This is a genomic window from Nonomuraea sp. NPDC049784, assembly GCF_040659615.1.
Classification (GTDB): domain Bacteria; phylum Actinomycetota; class Actinomycetes; order Streptosporangiales; family Streptosporangiaceae; genus Nonomuraea.
Genome location: NZ_JBFAMX010000120.1, coordinates 1 through 24,173, shown reverse-complemented (window position 1 = coordinate 24,173; position 24,173 = coordinate 1). Strand labels below are relative to the sequence as shown.

22 protein-coding genes and 2 pseudogenes are annotated in these 24,173 nt (G+C 69.7%); 7 read left to right on the top strand and 17 right to left on the bottom strand.

The window, feature by feature from the left end:
* A partial coding sequence (locus AB0J09_RS24420; protein WP_360695218.1) for a hypothetical protein occupies positions 1-504 on the top strand: 504 nt, incomplete at its 5' end.
* Between the two features lie 12 nt (positions 505-516).
* The gene (locus tag AB0J09_RS24415) at positions 517-4,488 is read left to right on the top strand and encodes a hypothetical protein (protein ID WP_360695215.1); all 3,972 of its coding nucleotides are present in this window, start codon (positions 517-519) and stop codon (positions 4,486-4,488) included.
* Between the two features lie 180 nt (positions 4,489-4,668).
* On the opposite strand, the gene AB0J09_RS24410 is transcribed toward AB0J09_RS24415, so the two are convergent.
* The 5 genes and pseudogenes from AB0J09_RS24410 to AB0J09_RS24390 form a co-directional block, all read right to left on the bottom strand.
* Positions 4,669-5,577 (bottom strand): DinB family protein, encoded by a 909-nt coding sequence (locus AB0J09_RS24410; protein WP_360695212.1) that lies wholly within the window; start codon positions 5,575-5,577, stop codon positions 4,669-4,671.
* Positions 5,578-5,653: 76 nt separating this feature from the next.
* On the bottom strand, positions 5,654-6,982 hold the full coding sequence (locus tag AB0J09_RS24405; RefSeq protein WP_360695209.1) for a HAMP domain-containing sensor histidine kinase: 1,329 nt from the start codon (positions 6,980-6,982) through the stop codon (positions 5,654-5,656).
* Entirely contained in the window at positions 6,979-7,650 is a 672-nt protein-coding gene (locus AB0J09_RS24400; protein WP_360695206.1) for a response regulator transcription factor, read from the bottom strand. Before AB0J09_RS24400 ends, AB0J09_RS24405 begins: the two co-directional genes overlap by 4 nt.
* A gap of 253 nt (positions 7,651-7,903) precedes the next feature.
* Positions 7,904-8,680 carry a hypothetical protein gene (locus AB0J09_RS24395; RefSeq protein WP_360695203.1) on the bottom strand — a complete coding sequence of 259 codons (777 nt, stop codon included), beginning with the start codon at positions 8,678-8,680 and terminating at the stop codon, positions 7,904-7,906.
* A gap of 134 nt (positions 8,681-8,814) precedes the next feature.
* A pseudogene (locus AB0J09_RS24390) lies at positions 8,815-9,000 on the bottom strand (alkanesulfonate monooxygenase); the annotation flags it as partial.
* A 144-nt stretch (positions 9,001-9,144) separates the two neighbouring features.
* On the opposite strand from AB0J09_RS24390, the gene AB0J09_RS24385 reads away from it, so the two are divergent.
* Positions 9,145-9,291, top strand: a complete 147-nt coding sequence (locus tag AB0J09_RS24385) for a hypothetical protein (RefSeq protein ID WP_360695200.1) — start codon at positions 9,145-9,147, stop codon at positions 9,289-9,291.
* Between the two features lie 4 nt (positions 9,292-9,295).
* Here the strand turns inward: AB0J09_RS24385 and AB0J09_RS24380 are convergent, their stop codons facing one another.
* Both AB0J09_RS24380 and AB0J09_RS24375 read right to left on the bottom strand, forming a co-directional pair.
* The gene (locus tag AB0J09_RS24380; protein WP_360695197.1) at positions 9,296-9,859 is read right to left on the bottom strand and encodes a hemerythrin domain-containing protein; all 564 of its coding nucleotides are present in this window, start codon (positions 9,857-9,859) and stop codon (positions 9,296-9,298) included.
* A 70-nt stretch (positions 9,860-9,929) separates the two neighbouring features.
* Positions 9,930-11,183, bottom strand: a complete 1,254-nt coding sequence (locus tag AB0J09_RS24375; RefSeq protein WP_360695194.1) for an MFS transporter — start codon at positions 11,181-11,183, stop codon at positions 9,930-9,932.
* 66 nt (positions 11,184-11,249) lie between these two features.
* Here AB0J09_RS24375 and AB0J09_RS24370 point away from each other — a divergent pair, with 66 nt between their 5' ends.
* Positions 11,250-11,696, top strand: a complete 447-nt coding sequence (locus AB0J09_RS24370; protein WP_360695191.1) for a helix-turn-helix domain-containing protein — start codon at positions 11,250-11,252, stop codon at positions 11,694-11,696.
* 78 nt (positions 11,697-11,774) lie between these two features.
* Here the strand turns inward: AB0J09_RS24370 and AB0J09_RS24365 are convergent, their stop codons facing one another.
* From AB0J09_RS24365 to AB0J09_RS24355, 3 genes are all read right to left on the bottom strand, one after another.
* Positions 11,775-12,698 (bottom strand): aminoglycoside phosphotransferase family protein, encoded by a 924-nt coding sequence (locus tag AB0J09_RS24365; protein WP_360695188.1) that lies wholly within the window; start codon positions 12,696-12,698, stop codon positions 11,775-11,777.
* Positions 12,699-12,916: 218 nt separating this feature from the next.
* Positions 12,917-13,765, bottom strand: a complete 849-nt coding sequence (locus tag AB0J09_RS24360) for an ABC transporter permease (RefSeq protein WP_360695185.1) — start codon at positions 13,763-13,765, stop codon at positions 12,917-12,919.
* Positions 13,762-14,778 (bottom strand): ATP-binding cassette domain-containing protein, encoded by a 1,017-nt coding sequence (locus AB0J09_RS24355; protein WP_360695182.1) that lies wholly within the window; start codon positions 14,776-14,778, stop codon positions 13,762-13,764. Before AB0J09_RS24355 ends, AB0J09_RS24360 begins: the two co-directional genes overlap by 4 nt.
* A gap of 64 nt (positions 14,779-14,842) precedes the next feature.
* Here AB0J09_RS24355 and AB0J09_RS24350 point away from each other — a divergent pair, with 64 nt between their 5' ends.
* Positions 14,843-15,460, top strand: coding sequence for a helix-turn-helix domain-containing protein (locus AB0J09_RS24350; protein WP_360695179.1), 618 nt, complete (start codon positions 14,843-14,845; stop codon positions 15,458-15,460).
* A 287-nt stretch (positions 15,461-15,747) separates the two neighbouring features.
* Entirely contained in the window at positions 15,748-17,238 is a 1,491-nt protein-coding gene (locus AB0J09_RS24345; RefSeq protein WP_360695176.1) for a carboxylesterase/lipase family protein, read from the top strand.
* Positions 17,239-18,150: 912 nt separating this feature from the next.
* Here the strand turns inward: AB0J09_RS24345 and AB0J09_RS24340 are convergent.
* Entirely contained in the window at positions 18,151-18,612 is a 462-nt protein-coding gene (locus AB0J09_RS24340) for a hypothetical protein (RefSeq protein ID WP_360695173.1), read from the bottom strand.
* Between the two features lie 208 nt (positions 18,613-18,820).
* Between AB0J09_RS24340 and AB0J09_RS24335 the strand changes: the two genes are divergently transcribed.
* Entirely contained in the window at positions 18,821-19,255 is a 435-nt protein-coding gene (locus tag AB0J09_RS24335) for a hypothetical protein (protein ID WP_360695170.1), read from the top strand.
* Positions 19,256-19,433: 178 nt separating this feature from the next.
* On the opposite strand, the gene AB0J09_RS24330 is transcribed toward AB0J09_RS24335, so the two are convergent.
* The 6 genes and pseudogenes from AB0J09_RS24330 to AB0J09_RS24305 all read right to left on the bottom strand — a co-directional run.
* On the bottom strand, positions 19,434-19,880 hold the full coding sequence (locus AB0J09_RS24330; protein WP_360695167.1) for a MarR family transcriptional regulator: 447 nt from the start codon (positions 19,878-19,880) through the stop codon (positions 19,434-19,436).
* On the bottom strand, positions 19,877-21,358 hold the full coding sequence (locus AB0J09_RS24325; RefSeq protein WP_360695164.1) for an MFS transporter: 1,482 nt from the start codon (positions 21,356-21,358) through the stop codon (positions 19,877-19,879). The genes AB0J09_RS24330 and AB0J09_RS24325 overlap by 4 nt, the downstream gene beginning before the upstream one ends.
* Before the next feature lie 54 nt (positions 21,359-21,412).
* Complete coding sequence (locus AB0J09_RS24320) at positions 21,413-22,972, bottom strand: alpha/beta fold hydrolase (protein WP_360695161.1); 1,560 nt, start codon at positions 22,970-22,972, stop codon at positions 21,413-21,415.
* Positions 22,973-23,021: 49 nt separating this feature from the next.
* Complete coding sequence (locus AB0J09_RS24315; RefSeq protein WP_360695158.1) at positions 23,022-23,288, bottom strand: hypothetical protein; 267 nt, start codon at positions 23,286-23,288, stop codon at positions 23,022-23,024.
* A gap of 92 nt (positions 23,289-23,380) precedes the next feature.
* Positions 23,381-23,803, bottom strand: a complete 423-nt coding sequence (locus AB0J09_RS24310; protein WP_360695155.1) for a hypothetical protein — start codon at positions 23,801-23,803, stop codon at positions 23,381-23,383.
* A pseudogene (locus tag AB0J09_RS24305) lies at positions 23,800-24,173 on the bottom strand (hypothetical protein); the annotation flags it as partial. The pseudogene AB0J09_RS24305 and the gene AB0J09_RS24310, both read right to left, overlap by 4 nt.

Sequence of the window (24,173 nt, the reverse complement as noted above, 5' to 3'; positions counted from 1 at the left end):
CCCGAGCCCGTGCTCTCGCTCCAGCAGCCGCTCGCCCTGCCCGCGCTCGGCAACAGCGAGGCGCTGCTGAAGACGCTGATGGTGTCGAAGCTGTTCAACGACATGAGCGGCATCGACATCACCAAGGGGCTGCTCAAGGCCAGCCTCGAGGCCTCCAGGGACGGTGACCTGGCCGCGGCCAAGCAGGCCAACGACACGCTCAAGGCCATCACTGACTCCTTCGGCAAGCTGCTCGCGTCCGGCACCGACGGTGGCGAGAACCTCACGAAGACCGCCAAGGGTCTGGGGTCGCTGTTCAACCTGGCAGGCAAGGGGAACAGCGCGGGCGCCGAAGTCGGGAACGCGGCCGGTGCGGCCGTCAACTCCAGCACCGCGGCCAATGGCGCGTCCGGGCTGGGCGACTGGGTCGCCGGAGGCGGCGCTGAGGCCGTGGCCGGCATCGGCGGCGAGATCGGGCCCATCCTCGAGGCCCTCGGGCCGGCGGCCGCCGCGCTGCTGGTGTGACAGGAGAGCGACATGGGGTATCAGACGTTCGTCAAATCGCAGTTCGCCGACCTGTCGATCGCGCAGATCCTCACGAGCCCGCCGTCGGTGCTGCTCGGCGTGAGCGGCGCGGCCGGCGCGGCCATCGCGGCGGTGAAGGCCATGACGGTCTTCGACCTGTCGGTATCGGCCGTCTTCGATGACGCCGCCCGTATCGTGGCGTCCAGCGAGAACCCCCGATCGGTGATGCGCCGCTACGGGCGGGGCCCCTCGTCGCTGGTCGACGACGGGTTCCTGGACACCGACACGGCCGAGCTGCCCTACGCCGACATCGAGGTGCTGGCCGGCGTCGACCTGGCCATCGGGCAGTCGCTGCGGCAGGAGCTCAGCGTCAGGACCATCAGGGATCTGGCGTACTGGCCGCCGTACCTCGCCGCCAAAGCGATCATGATCGAGGCCTACACCCCGGTCGTCGGCGACGGCGCCGACCTGGAGGCGCCGATCGAGCTGGTGCCCAAGAGCGGCGAGTTCGGCACCGAACGGCATCTGTACTCGGCCGTCGTGATGTTCCCCGGCGAGTTCGGGGCGGACCCCAAGACACTCGAAGGTGTGCTCTTCGACATCACGGCCACCCCGCAGGCCGGTTTCGACCGGGTCCGGTACGGCGCGCGCCTGACGTACACGCACAGCTGGAACCCCGTGGGCGTGGCGAAGGGCCACCTCCTGCACAGCCTGCCGCTGGCACCGGGGGAAAGCACGAACATCGCCGTGATCGACTGGACCAGCAAGTCCTCCGCCTCCACGCAGCAGTCGCTGACCGAGTCGGAGCGCCTGAGCAGTAGCAACGATCGCGCCCGCACGGTCTCGCAGATCGCGAGCGGCGTCGCGACCGAGTTCACCAAAGGCGCCTCCGTCACGGCGACCGAGTCCACCTCCACAGCGGGCAGCGTCGGTGGGCTCGCGGGCGTGCTCTTCGGCTCGTTCTCGGGCAGCGCAAACCAGCAGGTCGCGGCCACGCACACGGTCTCGACCGGCGACCGCGCCATCGCCACCAGCCTGCAGCAGAACATCAGGGACGCGACGCAGCAGGTGTCGTCCTCGCTGCGCAATCAGCGGGCCGCGTCGGTCAGCGAGGTCAACCAGACGCAGTCGGAGAACCTGGCGACGCGCACGGTCACCAACTACAACCACATGCACGCGCTCACCGTGCAGTACTACGAGATGGTGCAGGTCTACGAGACGCAGACGCGGCTGGCCAGCGCCGAGCGGTGCATTTTCCTGCCGATGCGGCTCATCGACTTCTCCGACGAGCGCAACATCGTCAAGTACCTGTCCATCCTCAGGGCGGCCGCGCTGGACGGCCAGACCCGCGCGCTGCTGGCCGACCTCGAGGAGAGCGCCCCCGCCGGGTTCGAGCTGTACTTCGCCACGGGCAGCCGGCTGCCGGACATCCCGCTGAACCCGGCCTTTCCGTTCTACAGGAAGCTGGCCGACCTCTTCGGGCCGGCGATGAAGGCGAACGCGCGCGCACTGGCGCGTGAAGGGTTCATCGTGTTCAACGGGAACCTGGATCGCCTGACCCTTGACTACCGGTTGCTGCTCAACACCGTGCGGTGGCCGGCGGTAAGCGCCGACGACCCCAGGTCAGCCGTGCTCAAGGTCGACATCCAGCTCGAGGACGGCAACCTCATCTCCCTCGACCAGTCGGCCGCCGACGATGCCCCGCCCACGGAGATCCACTCCGAGCTGCCCGACCAGTCGCCGCTGTCCTTCGGACGGATCGCGGCGGTGTCGCTGCAGATGCAGCCGTCCTACCAGCCTTCCCGCTACCCGCCGGGGACGCACATTGACCATCTGGTGAAGCTGGAGTTCGCGGTCGGGCTCGGATCCGAGGCCCGATGGCTCGACTGCAGTTTCATCGTCGACACCAGCGTCAGCCAGTTCAACAACGTACCCCTCTACCAGACCAGCACCCCACCCGCGCTGGCGCAGCTCGGCGCTCTGCTCAACGAGAACCGGCTCTACTACAGCCAGCAGGTGTGGCTGCACGAGGACCCGCAGTCGCGGATCATGGAGCTGGCGCCGTTCAAGATCGGCATCGGCGGCGGCAACACCGTGAACCTCGTCGACCACCTCTCGCCCGCGCCCCTGCAGGTGGTGGGCAACTACCTCGTCTACCGGTTCACGTACGAGGAGGACGACGACTGGCGCGCCTGGCTGGACGAGCACGTGGACCGCTCGCGGATCTCGGTGGACACCGTCGCGGTGCCGACCGGGGGCGTGTTCGCCGAAGCGGTGCTCGGGCGGGCGAACGCGGCGGAGAAGCTCGACATTACCCGGTTCTTCGACTGGGCCGACTCGCCGCCGCCCGCGCCGCCCGGGATCCAGCCGCTGACGGCCGGCACGCACACGCCGGCCACGGCGCCGGACCTGGGGACGTTCGACAAGCCGCTGGTCAACATCCAGAGCCCGCTGGCGCTGCCGGAGCCGGCCGGCCTGTCGAGCGTGCTCACCGCGATCTCGACCAGTGACGCCTTCCGCAACATGAGCGGGCTGACCGCGAGCGGTGAGGCTGCCGGGCAGGCCCTCGACGCGGCGAGCAAGGCATCGATCGGCCAGCTCCAGGCGGCGGGCACCGCTCTCGCGACGACGCTCAGCGCGCTGGCCGACGCCATGAGCGCCAAGAAACCCGAAGAGAAGACGCTGTCCGAGGCGGGCGCCGCCATCAACGAGAAGGCGGCCATCAACGAGAAGCAGGCGGACGCCGGGGCGAACGGTTCCCAGGCCAATGGGGACGGGGCGCAGCCGGGAAGCGACTCGGTCAAGGCGGCCCTCGTCGACAAGGCCCTATCCGCCCAGGGGATCGACACGAAGCCCGCCGTGACCCAGAACGGCTCCACCCCGCCGGCCCCTGCCGTCTCGGACCCAGCCCTGCTCAACTCCGTCCTCATCACCGAGCCGACGTTCTCGAACGTGCTCGACTTCGTGCAGATGCTCCAGCTCCTCACCGACTCCGACGTGGTGGCGGCCGTGGCCAAGCGCTTCGGCAACCTCGCCAAGGAGATCGATCCGCTGCTGAAGTACCTGGAGTTCGTGGACGTCGTCACCACCCACAGCGCGAGCCTGGAGAGCCCGGCCCGCTTCCTCTACGCGGCCCAGTTCGTCAAGACCGGGGTGCTGCCGGACGACGCGGGCTTCCCGCAGGCCGACGTGGCCGGCGTACGGGCCGCCGCGCTCACCGTCGCGGTGAACCGCGCGCTGCCGGTGGCCAACACCGTCAACGGCGCGGCCACCGCACGGACGGCGCTGAACGCGATACTCGGCGCCTGCGCGGCCCGCGGGGTGGCGGACCTGAACCCGGTCAGCTACGTCCTGGCCACCGCGCACCACGAATCGGCGATGGGCAAGTACACCACCGAGCTTTCCAACGGCATCTCCACCGACACTGTGTTCACCCGCGACGCGTACTTCTTCAACGCCATCCCCGGCCAGAAGAGCAGCTACAACACGCTCGCCGGCAACATCAAGGCCGGCAAGGCGCTGAAGGACGCGGGCGACATCAGCACCGCCGCGGACGTGGCTCTGTGGAACGGCACCGCCTACCCGGACGCCCAGCCGGTCGCCGTCAAGAAGGCGGCCAGGAAGTGCGACTTCATGGTCTTCATCGGCCGCGGCTACGTCCAGGTCACCGGGCGGGCGAACTACGCCAAATTCACCAACCTGGCCTCGCTGGGGAACGTGGACCTGCTGACCAACCCGGAGAACGCCGCCAAACCGGCGGTCGCGGCGGGGATCATGGTGCTGGGGATGCGTGACGGGATGTTCCGCGGCAACCACAAGCTGGCCGACTACGACCTGCCGGCCAAGTGGGACGCGACCAACGCCCGCAACATCGTCAACGCCGACGCGGCCACGTATGGGGCCAAGATCCGGGAACTGGCCAAGAAGTACAAGGCGGCCCTGACCCAGATCGCCAAGCTGGACGAGTCGAAGCCCTTGGCCTGACCCTTCTGGCGGGCGGGCACGTCTTATGGACGCGCCCGCCCTCGGGGCTCCTGGACGTGGCGGCCCGGGGAGCGTCCGGACGTGCCCGCCCGCGTCCTCTGAACGTGCCGGCCCACGCACCCTCTGGGACATGACCGATCGGCGGGTCGGTCGGGATGGTTGGGCGGAATGGGGCCCTTGTCAGGCGGCCTGGTGCCGCTGGAGGTAGCCGGCGGCCTCCTCCTGGCCGAACCACTGGGCCCAGCCGAGCGGTGTGGCCTGGTACATCGAATCGGTGACGGTCAGATCGGCGCCGTGCCCGACGAGCATCCGCAGGGTGTCGACGTGCCCGGTCCCGGCGGCGTAGTGGGCCGGGACGCGGCCGGACGCGGAGCGGGCGTTGACGTCGAAGCCCAGCTCGACCAGCACCTGCACCGCCGCCCAGCGCTGCAGCGCAGCCGCCTCGACCAGCAGGGCGGGATGCTCGGCACGCGTGCGCTCGAGCAGCGCGGGGTCCTTCTCGAGCATGGTGTCGATCTCCGCTCGGTCGCCGCGCACGCAGGCGAGCACGAACGGGTCACGCGGCCCGAGCTGACGGTAAAGGTCACGCACGACGCCGATCTCGGCTCCGTGGTGGATGAGCTCATCGAGGATGTGCAGGGCGAAGGCGGTGCCGTCCTGCTCGGCGTACGGCCCCGCGATCGGCCCCATGGGACTGACGAGATCGTCCTCGCTCAGGCCGGCCAGCCGCCGCCGCCACACGTCGTAGGCGTGCTCCAGCGCCCGCAGCGCGTCGGCGGCGCTGCCCGGCACCCCGGGCAGCCCGTCCTGCGGTGACGGCCGGTGCCCGAACCAGGTCGCCGTCCGCTCGGCCTGCAGCACGTCGATGAGGTGGGTGACCCGCCAGGCCAGCGTGGTGAACGGCGGCGGCTCGGGCGGCAGCCGTGCCCCGTCGGCTTCGTACGAGCCGTCCTCGCCGCGGCAGACCGTCCAGCACTCGGACACCGGCTCCCAGAGGTATTCCTCGTCGGTCAGGCCCTCCAACCGGTTGCGCAGGCGCTGCCATGCGAAGTCGGAGAGGTCCACCAGGTTGCCGAGGAGCGTCGTCATGGACGGCACGCTACGCTCCGCCACCGACAGAACGCTCCCCCCCCGCCCCATCACTGATCGCAGGGGGTGGCCCAGCTCAGGTCGCCAAGGGGAGTGACAGGGCGAGCCGGACCCCTTGCGGAAGCGGCTCGGCCCGTACCGTGCCATCGTGCGCCTCGGCGATCTGCCGCACGATGGCCAGGCCGAGCCCCGAGCCGGGCAGCGCGCGGGCCGCCTCGGCGCGGTAGAACCGGTCGAAGACGAAGGGCAGGTCCTTGGGCGCGATGCCGGGGCCCTGGTCGGCGACCGACAGCGTGCCCGAGGGCTCCACCCGCACCAACACCTCGCCGCTCGGCGGGCTCCATTTGATCGCGTTGTCGACGAGGTTGGCGACGGCGCGTTCGACGGCATCCGGGTCCGCGCACACCAGGCACTCGGCGAGCTCGGCCCGCAGCCGCACGTGCGGCGCGCGCGCCTGCGCCCTTGCGAGCACGCGCTCTGCCACCAGGTCGAGGCGGACGTCCTCGATGTGGATCTGCGTGTCGCCGTACCGGGCGAGCTCCACCAGGTCGTTGACCAGCACCCGCAGCTCGCCGGCCTGGGCGCGGGCCTCGTGCACCAGGGCAGGGGCCTGGGGGTCGGCGGTGCCGCGTCCTTCCCCCAGCAGCTCCAGATTGGTGATGAGGCTGGTCAGCGGGGTACGCAGTTCGTGCGACGCGTCGGCCACCAGGCGCCGCTGTGCCAGCAGGGACTCGTTCAGAGCGCCCGTCATCGTGGTGAAGGAGCGGGCCAGGCGGGCCACCTCGTCGCGCCCGCTGCCGTCCAGGCCGGTGGCGGTGAGCGTACGGGTGGCGGTGACGTGCTCGACCACCTCGGTCAGGCGGCCGATGGGATGCAGCACCCGCCCGGCGAGCAGCCGCGCGCCCATACCGGCGATCAGCGCGCCGCCCAGTGTCAGCGCCGCCAGCAGGAGCTTCAGCCTGCCCAGTGTCTCGTCGTCCCGGTCCAGCGGGAACGCGGTACGCACCAGGGCCCGGTCGACCTCGTTCAGCGGAGCCGTGTAGACGCGGTAGCGCGCCCCGTCATAGGTCACGTCCTGGAAGTACGAGGTGCTCCTGCCCACCGCGACCTCGGCATCCGTGATGGTGAGCGGCACGAAGCCGGCCGTCGCGCCCGGCTCCACGGGAGGCGGGAAGAACTGCAGCAGCGTGTTGCCCACGCTGACCGGACGCGCGGGCAGGGGCTCTTCGGTGACCTTGAACGTTTTCAGCAGGCGGGGCGCCTGGCCGGCGGCCAGTACCAGCTCCCCGTCGTGCTGTCCGGCCAGCCCGGCCGCCACCGACGGATAGAGCACGAGCGAGGCCACCAGCAGCGCCGCCGCCACCACGGCCGCTCCGGCCAGCGCGACCCGGGTCCGCAGCTTCACGGCTCTTCCCGCAGCACGTACCCCAGCCCGCGCACCGTCTGGATCAGCCGTGGCTCGCCCCCGGCCTCCAGCTTGGCCCGCAGATAGCTGATGTAGACCCATAACGCGTTGGAGGACGGGCCGAAGTCGTACCCCCAGACAGCGTCGAAGATCACGTTGCGGCTCAGCACCCGGTTCGGGTTGCGCAGGAACACCTTCAGCAGCGTGTACTCGGTCCTGGTCAGGTCGAGCACCCGCGCGCCGCGCGAGGCCCGGCAGGCCGCGGTGTCCAGCTCGAGGTCGGCGAAGCGCAGCACCTCCTCCGCCGCGCCGCTGCGCCGCAGCAGGGCACGCAGGCGGGCCCGCAACTCCTCCAGCGCGAACGGCTTGACCAGGTAGTCGTCGGCCCCGGCATCCAGCCCGGCCACCCGATCGGCGACCAGGTCGCGGGCCGTGAGCATCAGGATCGGCGTACGGTCTCCACCGGCTCGGAGGCGGCGGCACACCTCCAGCCCGTCCAGCCCGGGCATCATGATGTCCAGCACCACCGCGTCCTGCCGCCCACCTCCGGCTGCCTCCAGGGCGAGCAGGCCGTCGGCGGCCGTGCTCACGTGATAGCCCTCACGGGCGAGCGCGCGCGCCAGCGAGCGGCGCACCGCCTCATCGTCATCCGCCACTAGGACGTGCATGATGACACTCTCCCTGCCGAAGCCCCCCGCCGCCCAGCCCTCTCATGCCCCAGGCCTGATGCACGGTCGCTGGTCAGTCTCTCGGATAGCCGGGTGGCGTGGTCGCCTCTCATGCCTGGAATGGCCAGGAGGGGGTGGCCGCCGCTCGCGTCTCGGTGGGTGCAGCCGCTCAGGACAGCCGGGCGGGATGGCCGTCGCCCAGCCCTCCTGGTGATCCCCGGCGGGCTGGTCGCCCACCCGGCCGTCCGGCGGCTCAGGAACCCGGCGTCTTGACGGGGTCCGGTGTCTTGGGGTCCGGCGTGCCGACCCCGTCCGGTGTCTTGGGGTCCGGCGTGCCGACTCCATCCGGTGTCTTGGAGTCCGGCGTGCCGACCCCGTCCGGTGTCTTGGAGTCCGGCGTGCCGACCCCGTCCGGTGTCTTGGAGTCCGGCGTCCCGATCCCGTCCGGCGTCTTCACGGGATCCGGCTTCACGTAGTCCGGCTTCACGGGGTCCGGCGTGTTCATGCGCTCCGGCGTTCCGGCGCGGTCCGGCGTGCCGACCTCCGGCGGTGCGAATTTCCGCTTGATCGCGCCCAGCGCCTGGTTCAGGCTGTTCACGGACACGCCGAGCCGCGCGGCCATCGCCGTGAACTCCGCCGAGTCAGGATTTATCCCGCCCTTCTGGGAGTACAGGTTGAGCTCCTCCACGGCGGCGGTCGCCTGGTCGAGCCCGACGCCCAGCGTGTCGGCCAGCGCCTGGGCCAACTTGCCCGAATCGATGGCCTCTGGCTGCTTCACATCGGCTGAGCACCTGGACCCGTCCTGGCCGGGATCGACGGCCTGGGTCCGGGCCGCCTCGGCCTTCGCCGCCTGCTCCTTCAACACCGCCTCTTCCTTCAACTTCGCCATGTCGGCGGGTGAGCACGTCGCGGTCTTGGCGCACGGATCGTCGGCGCCGCCGGGTGGGGGCGAGGCCGCCTGCGCCCCCGACCCGCCGAGCACCAGCACCGCGACCATCCCGGCGGCCAAACTGGCCTTTCGTCGGTCCATGTCGCTTCTCCTCCCGGCCGCCCGGGCCGGCATCTCCGGCCGGCGGCTGTCGCCAGCCAACCCGGCCGACCTTCACCGCGCCGTCGGCGAACCTTAGAAAAGCCGTAGAAGACCGGAGCCGTAGAAGGCCGGGTTCAGGAGACGGGGACGCGTCTCAGGCGGGGGAGCACGTACTCACCCACCCGGTACGCCTCCTCCAGATGCGGCCGGCCCGACAGGACGAACTCCTCCACGCCCAGCGCCGCGTACTCCCGCAGCAGGTCGGCGACCTCGTCGTACGAGCCGACCAGGGCGGTACCCGCCCCTTCGCGAACGAGACCGCGATGGAGATGCTGGGCTGGTTCGTGGTGCTGACGGCCCGCGGCAGCGTGCGCGACTCCCTCGACGAGCTCGCTCCCTGTGAGAGCAGTTGCCCAAGGCGGGCACATGCGAGCTGTACGCGGGGCGGAGGAGAGCTCGCCGGCATGCAGAGCGAGACCATCACGTTCGGGCCCGTCGCGCTGGGCCAGGAGGCGGACGGGCGCTACGTGCAGGCGGGGAAGGCCGTTCTGACGGGCGGCTTGCCGCACTGGGCCAGGGTCGCCCGGGAGAGGCGCGGCCGGCCGGCGTAGCGGCTCACGCCGTGCCGAAGATGAGGCGCTGGCGGCGCCGGTGTCCATGGTTCAGCAGCCTGAGCAGGATCGCCAGCAGCGGCCCAGCCAGCCTCCGCAGCTCGGCCAGCTCGTCCGGCCGTGCATACTGCCCGATCCGCGGCAGGTCGAAGCCGATGTCGCCGCCTTTGCGCACCTCGTCCTCGACCGACTCCCAGTCCTTCTCCGACACGTATTTCGCGATGATAGGGAAGAGCAGTCGCTCCTCCTCCTCGATGTGTTGGTCGAGGAGGTCGGCGAGGGTGGCGAGGGACCTGGCCATCCGTCCGGCCGCCGACTGCTCCTTGCCGAGCCCGGCCGCGGCGGTGGTGATCTCCTTCAGCAGCGGGTCGAGCTGGGCGTGGTCGTCGCTCAGTTCGCTCAGGTCCACCTCGGCGCCGGCCGAGCGCACGATGACGGGCCAGAGCACGTCGTCCTCGGCCTGGTGGTGATGGTGGATGCCGGCGCACATCTTGGTGGCGAACGTGGCGATCGCGGCGAGCCGTACGGGATCCGCCTGCTGTTCGCCGACGGCGATCCGGCACAGCACGGACGAGCAGCATGATCCGAACCGTGCTCGGACCGCAATCATGCCAACCGTCGAGGCCAGATCATCATCATCATGAGGCATGTGGATGCTCTTGGCCTTGCGCGGGATCTGGGCTGCGGCGGCCTTCTGTTCCTTGGAGGACCTGGCTGCCGCGGGGCATCAGGCAAAGCGTGACCAGGGCGGATAGGACGGTGACTGCGCAAGCCGCGTTGAGTGCCAGTGGAAGGCTGATCAGTTCACTCATGGCAGGTCCGGCGAAAGCCCCGACCATACTTGCCGCGGCTTCGACGGTGACAAAGGCCGAGCTGACACGGCCGAGGAGCTCCTTCGGAGTGGCTCGTTGCAGCCATGTGTGGATGGCGATCAGAACGGTGACTCCTGGCACCCCGAGAAGGACCGCAGCGGTCAGCGCGACAGGGAGCGACGAGGCGTTGAACATGAGAAAGAACGCGCCGGCAACGAGTGCCTGACTGAGGGAGATGATTGTCCTGGCGGGGAAGTGGTCGACGAGTCTTCGGCTGATGGGCGCTCCCAGGAGAAAGCCGAGGCCCAATGCGGACAGAAGGTAGCCGACCTGGACGCTTCCGCCCAGGTGCGTCACGCCGAAGGGTATGAGCAGAGCGGTGAGCGCTGCGTTCGCGAGCAGGTAAACGCTGTTCGTGGCCAGCAGCGCCCGCGTTGCTGCGGCTTGCCGAAGGTGACGCAACCCTTGGACGAGGTCTGCGAGCACCTTCTGGGTAGGGCCATGCGCGCGGGACCGTGTGGTGGTCCGGGCAACAGCCGTCGCGGACAGAAGACTGGCGGCGATTGCGGCACCGATGACCGCGTTGATGCCGGAGGCGGCGAACAGCAGCCCGCCGATCGGTGGAGCGCTCAGTCCAACCACCCCAGTGGTGAAGGCGCTGAGCGCGTTTGCGGCGCTGAGTAGGGGGCCGACGCCCACGACTGCGGGGGTGTGCGCTTGGGCGGCTGGGCGAAAGATCGCCGCAGCGGTGCCTTGGCCGAGCGACGCCGCGTAGATGAGCCAGATCGTCTCGGGTGTTCGGGCCAGGAGTACCGCGGAGATCGCCATGGCGTGCATGAGGTCGGTGGTGATCATGATGCGGGGACGGTCCCACCGATCGGCGATGACCCCGGCGAATGGCCCCAGGAGCAGGGCGGGCAGATGTCTGAAGGCCAGGGTGAGGCCGGTCGCGAGTACTGAGCCGGTGACGGCATAGACGTGTGCGGGGACCGCGACGTCAAGCAGGCCTGTGCCGAGGGCGGCGATTGATCGCGCCGTCCAGAGCAGTCGAAAGTCTCGCACTCGTAAGGCCTGCAGCATGTTTCCCCCTCGAAGTATTCTCTCAAGAGAGAAGCGCGCCATGGATTATTCTGTCAAGATAGTTCTATGGATCAAGTCGAACTTGGCCGGCGGTTGCGGAGCCGCCGTGCGGCCCTCGGCCGGACGGTCGCCTCGGTGGCCATGGAGGCCGGGTTGTCGGTGCCCTATGTCGCGAATTTGGAGAACGGCCGCGGCAACCCAACCGTCGCCGTACTCGGCCGGCTCGCTGACGCGCTTGGAACCCGTTTGGCGATCGATCTTGCCGACCCGACCGCGGATCCAGCGATAACGGCTCTGCCGCCATCACTGGTGGACTTCTCGCAAAGTCAGCGCTTTCGACGCGAAGTTGGCCGACTCGCCGCCGCGCTCGAGGAAGACCAGCGAACGGTCCGCGCCATGCTCGTCGACGCGTTGGCGGCGGTTGGTGGCGTGCTCCGGCGAGACCTGCGGGAAGCCGATTGGCAGCGGTTGCTCGATGCGGTGGTGCTGATCTTGGGCCATCCGTCAGAGTGACGAAAGACCAGGTGACAGTAGCCATCAAGTCCGAGGCCCATGGATATGTGCGGGAGGCCGGCTACTGACACCGCCGGATCAGGCCAAATCGCCCCAGGGCGCTGGTGGAGCTGAGGCGAAGAAGCGGAGCAGCCCCAGAAGCCGACTGGCTGGAGGGGCAGTCCAGTGGCGTTCGCCCGGGTGCGGGACGGGATCCGCCAGACGCCCGATGGCCCAGGTCAGGTGGAACCACAGCACGCGAGCTTCCCAGGTCGGTGTACACGTTGAGGTTTCCTGACGGTAGCCGTCGAGCATGGCCGGGATGCCGGGGAGGGGCATCTTGGCGAAGTCGACAGCAGGGTCGGCCCATTGAGCATCGCCCCAATCCACGATCCTGTTGAGCTGAGCCGTCTTCCGGGAGACGAGCAGGTTCTGCGGAGCGATGTCGCCGTGGACCAGGACCAAAGGCGGGTCCGCAGGGAGATGCACCGAGAGCCGGTCGAACCAGCCGGTGAGCCAGCGGGCGGTCTCGGCGTCGATCCAGCCTTCCTTGAAAAGGCGGTTGGTGAGCGCCCAGGGGTCTGCGGTGCCGTTCTCCACGGGGACGGCAGGAAGGGCAGGTGCGTTCGTTGGGGATAGCCGGTGCAGCTTGGCCAGCTCCCGCCCCACCTGGTGGAAGACAAGGTCCGTGTCGGCGGCAGGCAGCTCGAGGCGTGCGAGATCTACGCCCTGCGCTCGGGCAAGCACCATGTAGGGCACCTCCACCACCGAACAGGTGTCATCGAAGGCGACGACTTCCGGAGTGCGCACGCCTGCGTGCCGGGCGACAGGGATGACTGCGGCCTCCTTGACCAAGTCCGGGAGGAACTGCTTGGTCCGCGGGATGCGCAGGACCAGGTCGTCGCCGAGCAGGAAGACACGGTTGGCCACCCCTGTGGGAAGGGGCCGCACCTGCTCGGCGCTGGTCCCGTGCCGACTGGCGATGGCGGCCAGTGTTTCGTCGCTCGTCTCGTACTCCAACATGATGGTGCATGCTGACATGGACGGCCGGGAACCGTCTCACCCTTTTCGGCAGTGCTGGACAGTCCGGCCTTCAGCACTTCGGCCCGGACGTGCCGGGGGACACGTCTGCGCCCCGACTGCGCACCAGCGCTTCGTCCTTCGGTGCGGCGTCGGCGATCACGCGCAGGCCGTCGGCCTTGGCCGGCTCGATCGTGTACCCGCCGACGGCCCTAAGCGCGTCAGCCCCGCTTGCTGTAGAGGTGGAGAGTGAGCGGCGCGCACACTGCGGTGATGGCAGCGGTCGCGATGAGCGACCAGGCGACAGATCCGCCGGTGCCGCCGGCGTTGTTCATCAGGCCCCTGGCTGCGGTCGCGACGTGGCTGAGCGGGTTGACCTCGACGAAGGCCTGGAGCCAGCCGGGCATGGTCTGGGGTTGGACGAAGATGTTGCTGGCGAACGAGAGTGGCATGAGTACGACGTTGGCGATGCTGATGACGACGGCCGGGTCGGGCATGAGCAAGGCGACCGCGGCCCACAGCAAGGACAGGGAGAGCCCGAAGGCGACAATCAGGGCTACCGCGGCGAGCACACCCGGTGCGCCACCATCGGGCCGATATCCCATGATCACTCCGAGGACCACCACGATGGCGGAGGCGAACAGGTAACGGGCGGCATCGCTGAGCAGGCCACCGAGCACGAAGGCGCCGCGCCAGACGGACAGGGAACGGAAGCGATCGAAGGCTCCGGTCGTCACATCCTGGGCGAGACGGGCACCGCCGTACATGGTGACGATGGCGATGCTCATACTCAGCGTGCCGGGCAGGAGGAACTCGAGGTAGTTGCCGGGCGAGCCGCTGATGGCGCCGCCGAACAGGTAGGTGAACAGCACGGTGAACAGGATCGGGATGGCGACCGAGTCCACCAGCTGTTTGGGGTCGTGCTTGATCTTGAGCATGGCTCGCCGGCCGAAGGTCGCGGAGGCGGCGAGTGCCCCGGCACGGCGGCGTGGCCGGCTTGCGGTGAGCAGGACGTCGATCTGGTACGTCTCGGCCGCGGCGGGGCGCGTGACGGCGGCCGGGGTGCTCATGCGTTCACGTCCTCGTGGTCGGTGGTGGCTGGACCGGCCGTGTGGCCGGTCAGGGCGAGGAAGGCCTCGTCCAGGCTGGGCTGACCGAGAGCGACCTCGGCGATACCCACCCGGGCCTCGGCGAGCTGGGTCATGGCGCGCCCGACCAGCCGGCCCACGTCTGTCGCGTCAGCCGGTACGGCAAGCAGCATGGACAGGGCGAGCGGGTCGGCGGCGAGATGGACCGTCCCCTCCAGGGCGCCGGCCAGGACCTGTTGCGCGTGCGGACGCTGCTCGCCGTCAAGGAGCCGGACGTGCAGTGTGCCCGAGCCGACCCGGGATTTGAGCTGGGCGCTGGTACCTTCGGCCACGATCCGGCCGTGGTCGATGACCGCGATCTGCTCGGCGAGCTGGTCGGCCTCGTCGAGGTACTGGGTGGTGAGCAGCACCGTGGTACCGGCCGCGGCGATCTGGCGGACCAGCTCCCACACCTGGCTACGACTGCGCGGGTCGAGCCCGGTGGTCGGCTCGTCGAGGAAGAGCAGGTCGGGGGTCACGATCAGGCTGGCCGCAATGTCCAGCCGGCGGCGCATCCCGCCCGAGTATCCGCCCACCGGGCGGCCGGCCGCGTGGGTCAGGTCGAAAGCGGCGAGCAGGTCATCGGCTCGCTGTTTGCCGGCGGCGCGGGACAGGCCGTGGAGGCGGCCGAGGATGATCAGATTCTCATACCCGGTCAGGTCCTCATCTAAGGCGGCGAACTGGCCGGTCACGGCCACTCGGGCCCGGATCGCATCCCGCTCGCTGATCACGTCGTGCCCGAGAACACGGGCGGTGCCGCTGTCAGGCCGGGTCAAGGTGGCCAGGATGCGGATCGTGGTGGTCTTGCCCGCTCCGTTGGGGCCGAGGAACCCGAACACCTGACCGCGCCGGACCGTGAGGTCGATCCCGCCCAGCGCCCGGTGCTCGCCGTAGACCTTGACCAGGCCGTGCGCCTCGATCGCCGGGCGGTCCCCATCCATGCTGTTCTTTGACATGCTGTAAGAATTATTTATCTCTTACGACTTGTCAAGGTTATGGCCGGCAGATATCCTTGCTGGGATGGTTGACAGCCTCGACACCGCCACGCCGGCCCGACGTCGCCGGTCCGACGCTCGGCGCAGCGTCGACGCCATCCTCAACGCGGCACGCGTCGTGATCGGCGAGCGATCCGACGCCAGCATGGAAGAGATCGCCACCACGGCCGGCGTCACCCGCCAGACCGTCTACGCACACTTCCCCTCACGCGACGCCCTCATTGCCGCCCTCATTGAGGCTGCGGCCGCGGAATACGCCGCGCTGCTCGACGCCGCCGGCCTCGACACCGCCCCGCCCGCCGACGCGCTGGCCCAGTTCCTCGACGCCGGCTGGCGGTTCATCCGCCGCTACCCCCTCCTGCTCGACCCCACCGCGACCGGGATCCCGCGGCCCACGAGCAATGACCCCCACGACGTCGTGCCCCCGCGGCTCGAACGACTCATCCAACGAGGCCAGCGCATGGGCGACTTCGACGGGTCACTCCACGCTGCCTGGCTCGCCGCCGCCGTCATCGGACTCCAGCACGCCGCCGCGGCAGAAGTCGCCGACGGGCGCCTCACTGCCCGTGAGGCGGCGGCTCTGTGCCTGGAAAGCACTCTGCGCCTCTGCGGCAGCAGCGCCCGGCCAACTGCGAGCCGCTAGCGCGTCAACGCGTTGATCCTGCGTTGGTTACGCGACCTTGAGCGGGGTGCCGTCGTAGGTCCAGCGGAATGGGCGGGCTTGGTCGTTGTAGGCGATGGTCGGCGGTCGACGGCGTCGCGTGGCCGTCTTGGACCACGCCCGTCCAGCCGCCGCCGGTGCCCGTGGTGCTGGCCATAGAGCGGAACATTTGTTCAAGACGCCCTGGCCCTGGGCTTGTGATGCTCGATCTCGTGTCTGGTACGGCTCCGAGTGCGGATACCGCGGAGCTCCAAGCGACAGGAGAGGTGATGACGAAGACCGTGGACAGCGCGCCAGAGGTTCAGGTGGCGAGTGGTCGGCTGCGGGGGCGGGTGGACCAGGGAGTGGCAGCGTTCCTCGGGATTCCGTACGCCGCCCCGCCCTTCGGGGCACGCCGCATGCGGCCTCCCGAGCCGCCCGTGCGGTGGGAGGGCGAGCGCAGCGCTACCGATTACGGGCCGACCTGCCCGAAAGACAACGACGGTCCGCAGAGCGCAGAGCTGTTCCCGGAGGTCGTGATCCCTGGCGAGGAATGCCTCAACCTCAACGTGTGGACCCCCGATTCCCGGGGATCCGGCTTGCCGGTACTGGTCTGGATTCACGGCGGCATGTTCACGAAGGGGTCCGGATCCGTCGCCGGCTACCGCGGCACCTCCTTCGCCCGCGACGGGGTTGTGTGCGTCACGATCAACTACCGGCTCGGTGCCGAGGGCTTTCTCCACCTCGATGACGGCACCGACAACCTGGGGTTGCTGGACCAGATCGCCGCGCTCGAGTGGGTCCAGGGCAACATCGCCGCCTTCGGCGGCGATCCGGGGAGGGTGACCGTCGCCGGCCAGTCCGCCGGGGCCATGAGCATCATCACCCTTATGGCCATGCCCCGCGCCCGAGGCCTGTTCCGCCAGGCGGTCACCCAAAGTGGGGCGGCCGCCCAGACACTCACGGCTGAGACAGCCGCGGGCGTCGCCTCAAGGCTGGCCGAGTCGCTCGGGGTTGCCCCGACCCGTGAGGCCTTCAGCGAGGTGCCAGTCGAACGGCTCACGCGGGCGGCGTCCGCCCTCCTCAAGCAGGTCCAGACCGCCTCGGATCCGGCCAGGTGGGAAAGCCTCCCCTTCGCCCCGGTCCTCGACGGCGACACCCTCCCCGACCACCCGCTCGACGCGTTGAGAAGGGGTGCCGGCAGCGGCGTGCGGCTCCTGGCCGGGTGGAACCGGGACGACACCCGGATCGGCCTCGTCCCCACCGGCATGATTGACATCGTGGACGAGCCCATCCTCTCCGCAGTCGTGGGCGCCCACGGCGCGCCCGACGGGACGGTCGAGCGCTACCGGGCAGCCCGGCCGGGAGCGAGCAACGGGGACCTGCTCGCTGCCGTGACCACCGACTGCTTCATGCGGGTTCCGGCGATCCGGGTCGCCGAGGCACGCCTCGAGGCAGGCGAGGCCGACACCTGGATGTACCGCTTCGACCACGAGTCGCCGAGTTTCGCCGGCCGCCTCGGCGCCGCCCACGCGGTGGAGATCCCGTATGTGTTCGACCTCCTCGACGAGGAGTCCAGCCACGCCCTCGTCGGCGACGAACCATCACAGGTCGTCGCCGATACGGCCCACGGCGCCTGGGTCCGCTTTGTTGCCGACAGCGACCCGGGCTGGCCCCGGTACAACCTGGCCGACCGGTCCACCGCGCTGATCGACGAGGGGATCACCGTCGTCGACGACCCCGACGGTGCCGAGCGCGAGGTGTGGGCCGGTCGACGCTGATCGGAGTTGTCGGTTGCCCCCTGGCGCGTATGCCCGGCGCCCGCGCCGAGTGGTTGCCGGTCGTGGGACACACCCCGATGATGGATGACCCCCAATCGACCGGCAAACTGCTCCTGGACCACGCCGAAGCCACCGCCCCCACCAGCTGAACAGATCGCCGCTAACAGGAGGATCCTTGCCGGGCACCGGGGGTGCGCATTGTCGCGCGCCCGAGCCATGTCCTGAGAATTGTCGCGTTGCGCGCCACCGCGTAGTGGCTCCTAACATTGTCAGCGTGGGGTCAGCCGAGCCGGTTCGCGCCGGTGTACCTCGATGGGAGATCACGGTCCCGTCGCGTCCTGGCCGGCTGCCGGGGGTCGTGATGGCAGGGTTCAGCGATCAAGCGAATGAGTTCCTCGACATCGCGTTGGTCCCGCACCCCGCGGTTACGGTGATCTTCGACCTCGGCGACCAACCATTCGTCGTCGAAGACGGCTGTGGTTCGCAGCAGCGAGAACGCGTCGTCGCCGGACTCGCGCCCAACAGGGCTCGAGGGCGGGGGTTGGCCAGAAGTTCCGAGTGCCTCCAGTTGCGGCTTTCGCCGGTGGTCGCACACGCGGTCTTGGGCGCCTCCTCGGAGCTGGGCGGGACGGTGGTCGCCCTCGATGACCTCTGGGGACGAGAGGCCGTGCGAATCCAAGAGCGATTGCGTGCCGCCCGGTCGTGGGAGGACCGATTCGCGATCGCGGAGGCTGCGCTGGCTCGGCGGGACGACGCACGCCGAGCTGTCGACCCGGAAGTCACCTTCTCCTGGGGGCAGATGGTGGCTAACCGAGGGCGGGTACGTGTCGAACGACTGGTTGCCGAGATGGGCTGGAGCCGCAAGCGCCTCTGGTCTCGGTACCAAGGTAGCCGCCCATGGTCCTGAACACCTCATCGGACGGCAGGTCGGCCCCGTCCTGGGTGCGGACCCGTTCGATCACCAGGCCGTGGCTGCGGCCACGGCGGGCCTCGGCGCCGGCGACGATAACGATGCCGTCGCCCTCGCGGATGAACACCCGGCCCGGGGTGCCACCGTAGATGCCCTTTGGAGACCGAGGCCTTCAGGATGCGGATGCACTCGCCCTTGTAGTGGGTGAAAGCTTTGGGGTAGGGGTCGGACTGGGCGCGCACCAGCCGTTCGATGTCCTCGGCGGGCCAGGTCCAGTCGATGTTGCTGTCCTCGATCGAACGCTTGTGGAAGAAGCTGGCCTTCGAGCGGTCCTGGGGCGTCCAGCCGGTGTGGCCGGAGGCGATGAGATCCAAGGCCTCGGCGACGATGGGGGCGATGAGGTCGACGGTGCGGTGGAACAGGTCGGTGGCGGTGTCGCCCGGGCCGACCGGGACGGCGATCACGCGGCCCGGGGGCCGTGCTCCGCTGGGTGCCGTCGGCTGGACCTCACCGTTGGGTGATGGAGGGATTCCTGTGGGTGACCAATCTGGATCCATAAGGGTGGACCGATAACCAAATTTCGGGCATGCTTGTCGAGATCTTCAGTCAAATCGAAGGGATGATCACGTGCGAATGCCCGGCAAGGCAATCCTTTTCGCGACGGCACTCTGCATGGGGGGTGTCTTGGCGACCCCGGCGAACGCCGCTGCCGCACGCAGCCCGGAGGGCATCTGCGGGGCGGGCTTCGGCCGCGTCTCCGACGGCACGAAGGCCGTCTCGACGCCCAGCGGCCGCCGGTACGGCACGGTCTACCTGCTCTACAACCGCAAGACCCAGCAGAACTGCGTGGTCACGATCAAGTCCAGCTTCGTCGGTACGAAGACCCAGATGAGCGCCGAGCTCACCGTCATGCCCAAGGCGGTCAAGGACACGAAGCAGGACCCGACCGTGCGCCGGGACAGCGGCAGCTACAAGTACTACGCGGGACCGGTCAAGTACTGGGCCAAGCAGGCCTGCGTGAAGTTCCGGGGCACCATCAAGCCGAACGGGCACGACCCGGCCGTGGCCCGGGGCGGGCGCCAGAGCTGGGGCAACTGCGGCGGATAACGACGCCGCCGCTGCAGGAGGCCAAGGAAGTTGACGGGATCTCGTCCGATCATCTCAATCGGGCGGGATTTCGCGTTTCCAGAGTCCTTGAGGTTGCGACGGTCGGTTCACCTGCCGCCTTGCCGGAGATCAGCGCGGGATGACTCCCGCAGAGATCCGCCGGGCGGAAGCCGACTGCTCATAACCGTCGCGCGGACTCCTCCGGGGCGCGGAGCCTGGCCATGATGCGATCGAGGGCGGCCAGGTCGCCGGGATCCAGGGCGAGCAGGGAGCGCGGCGGGCGGGCCAGGATGCGCTCGGCCGCCTCGGCGGCGGCCGTCCCCGCCGGAGTGAGGGCGACGATCTTGCTGCGGCGATCGTCGGGGGAGATGCTGCGGGTCACGTAGCCGCGCTGCTCCAGATCGTCCACCATCAACGTGGTGTACGGCTTGTCGGTGGACAGGTTGGCGGTCAGCTCCCGCATGGTCATCGGCCCGGCCAGCAGGCGGCGCAGCGCCTTGACTCGGAAGAAGCTCACGCCGAGCGTCTCGGCCACCTCCTTGCGGCGGTTCTCCTGCCGCAGGACAAGGTCGTACATGGCGGTCCAGACGCGGGCCACCGCCTCCTGGTCGGGGGTGTCGCTCATGAGGCGTCCGCCGTTCTGTCGGGAGCGTGGGCGAGCCGTTCGGCGGTACGGGCGGCGCTGCGGCGGGCCCAGCCGGTCGTGGTCAGAATACCGAGCAGCACGATGGCCACCCCACACCCGGCGACGATCCACCAGCCGACGTGGCTGGCCGCCGGGAACCCGGTGGCGAACGGGCCGGACACCGCCGAGGTGACCAGCGAGCCGATGACCGCGACGCCGAGCGACTGGCCGATCTGGCGGCTGGTGGAGGCCACGGCCGCGGCCACACCGGCCTGGGTGCGTGGCATGCCGGACACGGCGGTGTTGGTGATCGGCGCGTTCAGCATGCCGAAGCCCAGCCCGAACAGCACGTACGCGGCCATGAGCCGCCAGGTCGGTGTGTCCGCCGACAGCCCCGTCATGATCAGGCCGCTGGCCGCCATGGTGGCCCCGGCCACCAGCAACGGGACGCGAGTTCCGGCGTTCCCGACGATCCGGCCCGACAGCGGCGCGCAGACCACGGTCAGCCCGGCCATGGGCAGCGTGTAGAGCCCGGCGTGCAGGGCGGACAGGCCCAGCACTTCCTGCAGGTAGAGGGTGTTGACGAACAGGAACCCGCCCAGCGCGGCGAAGCCGCACACGGCGATGACGGTGGCCCCCGTGAACGGCGCGCTGCGGAAGAAGCGCAGGTCGATCAGGGGTTCGGCGCGGCGCAGCTCGTACGGCGCCAGGCAGGCCAGCGCCAGCGCCGCGACCACGAAGCCGCCCAGCGTCCGCGGCGACCCCCAGCCGGCCTCCGGCGCCTCGATGAGGGTGTACGTCAGGGTGGCCAGCAGCACGATGACCAGCACCTGCCCGACCGGGTCCACCCGGCGCGGGCGCGGCGCGCGCGACTCCGGCACGAACAGCGCGCACAGCACGAACGCGACCAGCCCCACCGGGATGTTGATCCAGAAGATCGCCTGCCAGCCGACCGAGCCCACCAGCGAGCCGCCGACCAGCGGGCCCAGCGCCATGCTGATGCCGACCACGCCGCCCCACATGCCGATGGCCCGCGCCCGCTCGCGTGGTTCGGTGAAGGTGTTCGTGATGATCGACATGGCGACTGGATTGAGCATGGAGCCGCCGACGGCCTGCAGCGCCCGCGCCGCGATCAGCCAGCCAAGACCGGGCGCAAGCGAGCACATGAGCGAGCCGAGCGTGAACAGCGCCAGCCCCATCTGGAACGTGCGGCGTCGGCCGATCCGGTCCCCGGTCGAGCCGGCCAGCATGAGCAGGCTCGCCAGCACCACCGTGTAGGCGTCGATGATCCACTGCAGGCCGGAGACGGAGGCGTTCAGGTCGCGGCGGATGGCGGGCAGCGCGACGTTCACGATCGTGTTGTCCAGGCCGACGATGAACAGGCTCATGCAGCAGATGGCCAGGACGAGCATCCGCTGGCGAGGGCTGAGCGCGAGGGCGGACGCGGGCGGGGAGGGCGCCCTGCTGGTTATAGGCACATAACGATTATATTCGCATAACTAAAGATATGCCCGAAGGCCCCTAGCCGGTGGTCAGCTCGGGATTGCGCTGCCCTCGCAACCTCTGCCGATCCGGCCCGTCTCGAAGTACCGCACCACGTCGGCGGCGCACTCGGGCACCCGGGTGGTCGACACGTGCACGTCGTCGGCGACCGTGTAGACGGTGCCGCCGATGGCGCGCCGCGTCTGCAGCGTCCAGTCGTAGACGGACATGAACTCGTGCAGGTGTCCCGCCAGCACCAGTGACCCGCTGCCCCGCTTCAACGTGGCCTGCTGCACCGGCAGCGGCCAGCCGGGACACATGACAGGCAGTCCCCAGGACCGGCCGGTCGCCGGATGGCGCTTCACGAGCTGCTGGTAGGCACGCCAGGCAGAGTCGAAACCGGCCCGGCTGCTGTCCTCATTGCACGCGACGGCCAGGTTCATGGTCATGTTCAGTGTTTCGGGCGCGCCGGGAACGGGCGTCCCCATCATCGAAGCGCCGAGCAGCTCCTTGACGGTGGGCGGGGCGGTGCTGCCCGTCGTCTTCCGCAGTTCGGCCAGAGCCTTGCCCGCGCGCGCCCACTCGGTCGAGTTGCGCCTGGCCAGGTCGGCGACGGCCGAGCCGTCGATGGGCCGCTGCAGGTCGGTGTAGGTCTTGGGGCTCTTGTCGTACGCGCGGACCAGCTTCGCCACCTCCTCGCGCACCTGCCGAGCGGTGGCACCGAGACCGTAGATCTGATCGTGGCGGGCCAGCCAGGCGGCCATGCGCCCGAAGTTACGCTCGGCCGCCACCGTGCTGTCCTTGGCGTGCTCGTCAATACGGGTCCACGGCGGCGCCACGCTGTCCAGGAAGGCCCGTCCGGTGTGCCCGGGGAACAGGCTGCGGTACACCATGCCCAGATAGGTGCCCCAGGAGAAGCCGAGCAGGTTGAGCTCGCTCTCACCCAGCGCGGTCCGTACCAGGTCCAGGTCCTTGGCCACGTTCTCGGTGGTGAGCTGTCCGAGGAAGGCGGGGTCGGAGCGTCCGCACTTCTGGTTGGCGGCGACCTGGGCGTCGTATATCTTCCTGGCCGCCTCCTTGGTCAGCGTGCCGGGCTCCTGCGGGCCTACAGGCGAGGTGGGGCAGGCGACCTTGGTGCTGTACCCAACCCCGCGCGGGTCGAAGCCGATGATGTCGTATCGCTCGTTGAGCCCAGCCATCTCCTCGTTCCTGAGCGCGGCCCGCAGGACCGGGTCCAGGTATCCGCTGTTGCCCGGCCCGCCCGGCAGGACGGCGATGGCGCCGAGCCGGTGGGCCTCGTCCGCGGCGGCCAGCCGGGTCACCGCGATGTCGATCTTCCGCCCGGCGGGGTCACGGTGGTTCAGCGGGACGCTGACCGTCCCGCACTCCAGGCGCTTCATCAAGGAGCGGAAGGCCGCGACCTTGTCCTCCGTCACGCCCAGGCTGCGGATCACCTCATCGGAGTAGGCCGGGCAGGATTTCCACTGCACAGAAGACACGCCGGAGCTCGCGCTCGCGCCGACGGTAGCGGTGGCGCCCGCCGCGAAAGGATGTGCCACCAACCCCGCCAGCGCCAGGCCCAGGGCCGTCAGTGAAGTTCGGTACGTCATGCGGACCAGTAGTAGAGCAGCGGTTGTTTCCTTACCGTTTCTATGAGTTCTATGAGGATGGTCGCCGATCAATGCTCACAAGCAGGTCGGTGAGCAGCCGCGCGACGTAGGCCGGGATGCCGCCGGTGACGGCCCGGTCCAGGACGAGTGGAGCCGCTGGGAGATGGACGGAGCGGACGATCCGTCCCGGGAGGACGGGGGCCCAGGAGTAGTCGAAGAAGTCGCCGACACCGACCATCGAGCCGATCACCATCGCTGTCAGGGTCGGCAGCGTCATGGTGCGCGCGGTCTCAGCGTGCGTGCTGTCCTGGCTCATCGTCGTTCACTTCCCCGGCGGTTGCACGCCCCGAGCGCGTCACCTGCCAGGCGACCTACCCGGGCACATGCCACAGGAGGGTCCGCGACGGGTCAGGCTCCTTCCTTCGACGGGACGGCTGGTGCGGTCGTGCCGGTGGCGGCGCGGGCGGTGAACAGGTGCGCCAGGAGGGCGGTCAGGAGCACGAGGTGGGCGGCGATGCCTCCCCAACTGCCGGCGCTGATCGTCTTGTCGAGGATGGCGAGGGTGTCGAGCGCCGCCAGGGCCGCGTTGAGCAGAGCGTTGGCCAGCACCGTCCCGGTGGCGGGCCGTACGCCGGTCGACCAGTTGGCGACGGCGAAGGCGATGAGGATCACGCCGACGGTGCGTGCGGCGAAGATGTCGAACGGTGTCATGGGCTGCCCGAGCCCGGAGGCGGCGGCCTGTGGGGCGAGGAGGGAGGCCAGGCCGAGCAGCCCGAGGTAGACCGCGGAGATCCGCAGCCAGAGGCGGGCGGTCATGAGACGCGCGGTCATGTGGCGGTCGGCGCGTCGATGCCGGTCGCCGCGAGGTCGTAGCGGATGCCGGTGAGCCGTTCGGACTCCTGCCACAGCCGTCGTTGCAGGTCGGCGTCGTGCGATCGGGGCGTGGAGCGCGCCGGCACGGGGTGGCGGCCGGTGAACTCGTTCCAGCCATCGGGGCCGTAGTAGTCGCCGCCGCGGGCGCGGGGGTGGGTGGCGGCGCGCAGGGTGGGCAGGGCGCCGGTGTCCTCGTCCTGGATGAGCCAGGAGAACAGCATCCGGGCGCGGGGGTGGACGACGAACCGGAAGTGCCACGGGCTGTGGCGCAACAGGCGGGTACGGACGGCGCCGGGGTGGGCGGCCACGGCGATCGTGCCGGTGCCGG

Excerpts from the sequence above, each read along its gene's own strand:
- AB0J09_RS24415 (WP_360695215.1), top strand. The coding sequence starts at position 517 with ATGGGGTATCAGACGTTCGTCAAATCGCAGTTCGCCGACCTGTCGATC.
- AB0J09_RS24410 (WP_360695212.1), bottom strand. The coding sequence starts at position 5,577 with ATGACGACGCTCCTCGGCAACCTGGTGGACCTCTCCGACTTCGCATGG.
- AB0J09_RS24400 (WP_360695206.1), bottom strand. The coding sequence starts at position 7,650 with ATGCACGTCCTAGTGGCGGATGACGATGAGGCGGTGCGCCGCTCGCTG.
- AB0J09_RS24395 (WP_360695203.1), bottom strand. The coding sequence starts at position 8,680 with ATGGACCGACGAAAGGCCAGTTTGGCCGCCGGGATGGTCGCGGTGCTG.
- AB0J09_RS24385 (WP_360695200.1), top strand. The coding sequence starts at position 9,145 with ATGCAGAGCGAGACCATCACGTTCGGGCCCGTCGCGCTGGGCCAGGAG.
- AB0J09_RS24375 (WP_360695194.1), bottom strand. The coding sequence starts at position 11,183 with ATGCTGCAGGCCTTACGAGTGCGAGACTTTCGACTGCTCTGGACGGCG.
- AB0J09_RS24370 (WP_360695191.1), top strand. The coding sequence starts at position 11,250 with ATGGATCAAGTCGAACTTGGCCGGCGGTTGCGGAGCCGCCGTGCGGCC.
- AB0J09_RS24365 (WP_360695188.1), bottom strand. The coding sequence starts at position 12,698 with ATGTTGGAGTACGAGACGAGCGACGAAACACTGGCCGCCATCGCCAGT.
- AB0J09_RS24360 (WP_360695185.1), bottom strand. The coding sequence starts at position 13,765 with ATGAGCACCCCGGCCGCCGTCACGCGCCCCGCCGCGGCCGAGACGTAC.
- AB0J09_RS24355 (WP_360695182.1), bottom strand. The coding sequence starts at position 14,778 with ATGTCAAAGAACAGCATGGATGGGGACCGCCCGGCGATCGAGGCGCAC.
- AB0J09_RS24350 (WP_360695179.1), top strand. The coding sequence starts at position 14,843 with ATGGTTGACAGCCTCGACACCGCCACGCCGGCCCGACGTCGCCGGTCC.
- AB0J09_RS24345 (WP_360695176.1), top strand. The coding sequence starts at position 15,748 with ATGACGAAGACCGTGGACAGCGCGCCAGAGGTTCAGGTGGCGAGTGGT.
- AB0J09_RS24335 (WP_360695170.1), top strand. The coding sequence starts at position 18,821 with ATGGGGGGTGTCTTGGCGACCCCGGCGAACGCCGCTGCCGCACGCAGC.
- AB0J09_RS24330 (WP_360695167.1), bottom strand. The coding sequence starts at position 19,880 with ATGAGCGACACCCCCGACCAGGAGGCGGTGGCCCGCGTCTGGACCGCC.
- AB0J09_RS24320 (WP_360695161.1), bottom strand. The coding sequence starts at position 22,972 with ATGACGTACCGAACTTCACTGACGGCCCTGGGCCTGGCGCTGGCGGGG.
- AB0J09_RS24315 (WP_360695158.1), bottom strand. The coding sequence starts at position 23,288 with ATGAGCCAGGACAGCACGCACGCTGAGACCGCGCGCACCATGACGCTG.
- AB0J09_RS24310 (WP_360695155.1), bottom strand. The coding sequence starts at position 23,803 with ATGACCGCGCGTCTCATGACCGCCCGCCTCTGGCTGCGGATCTCCGCG.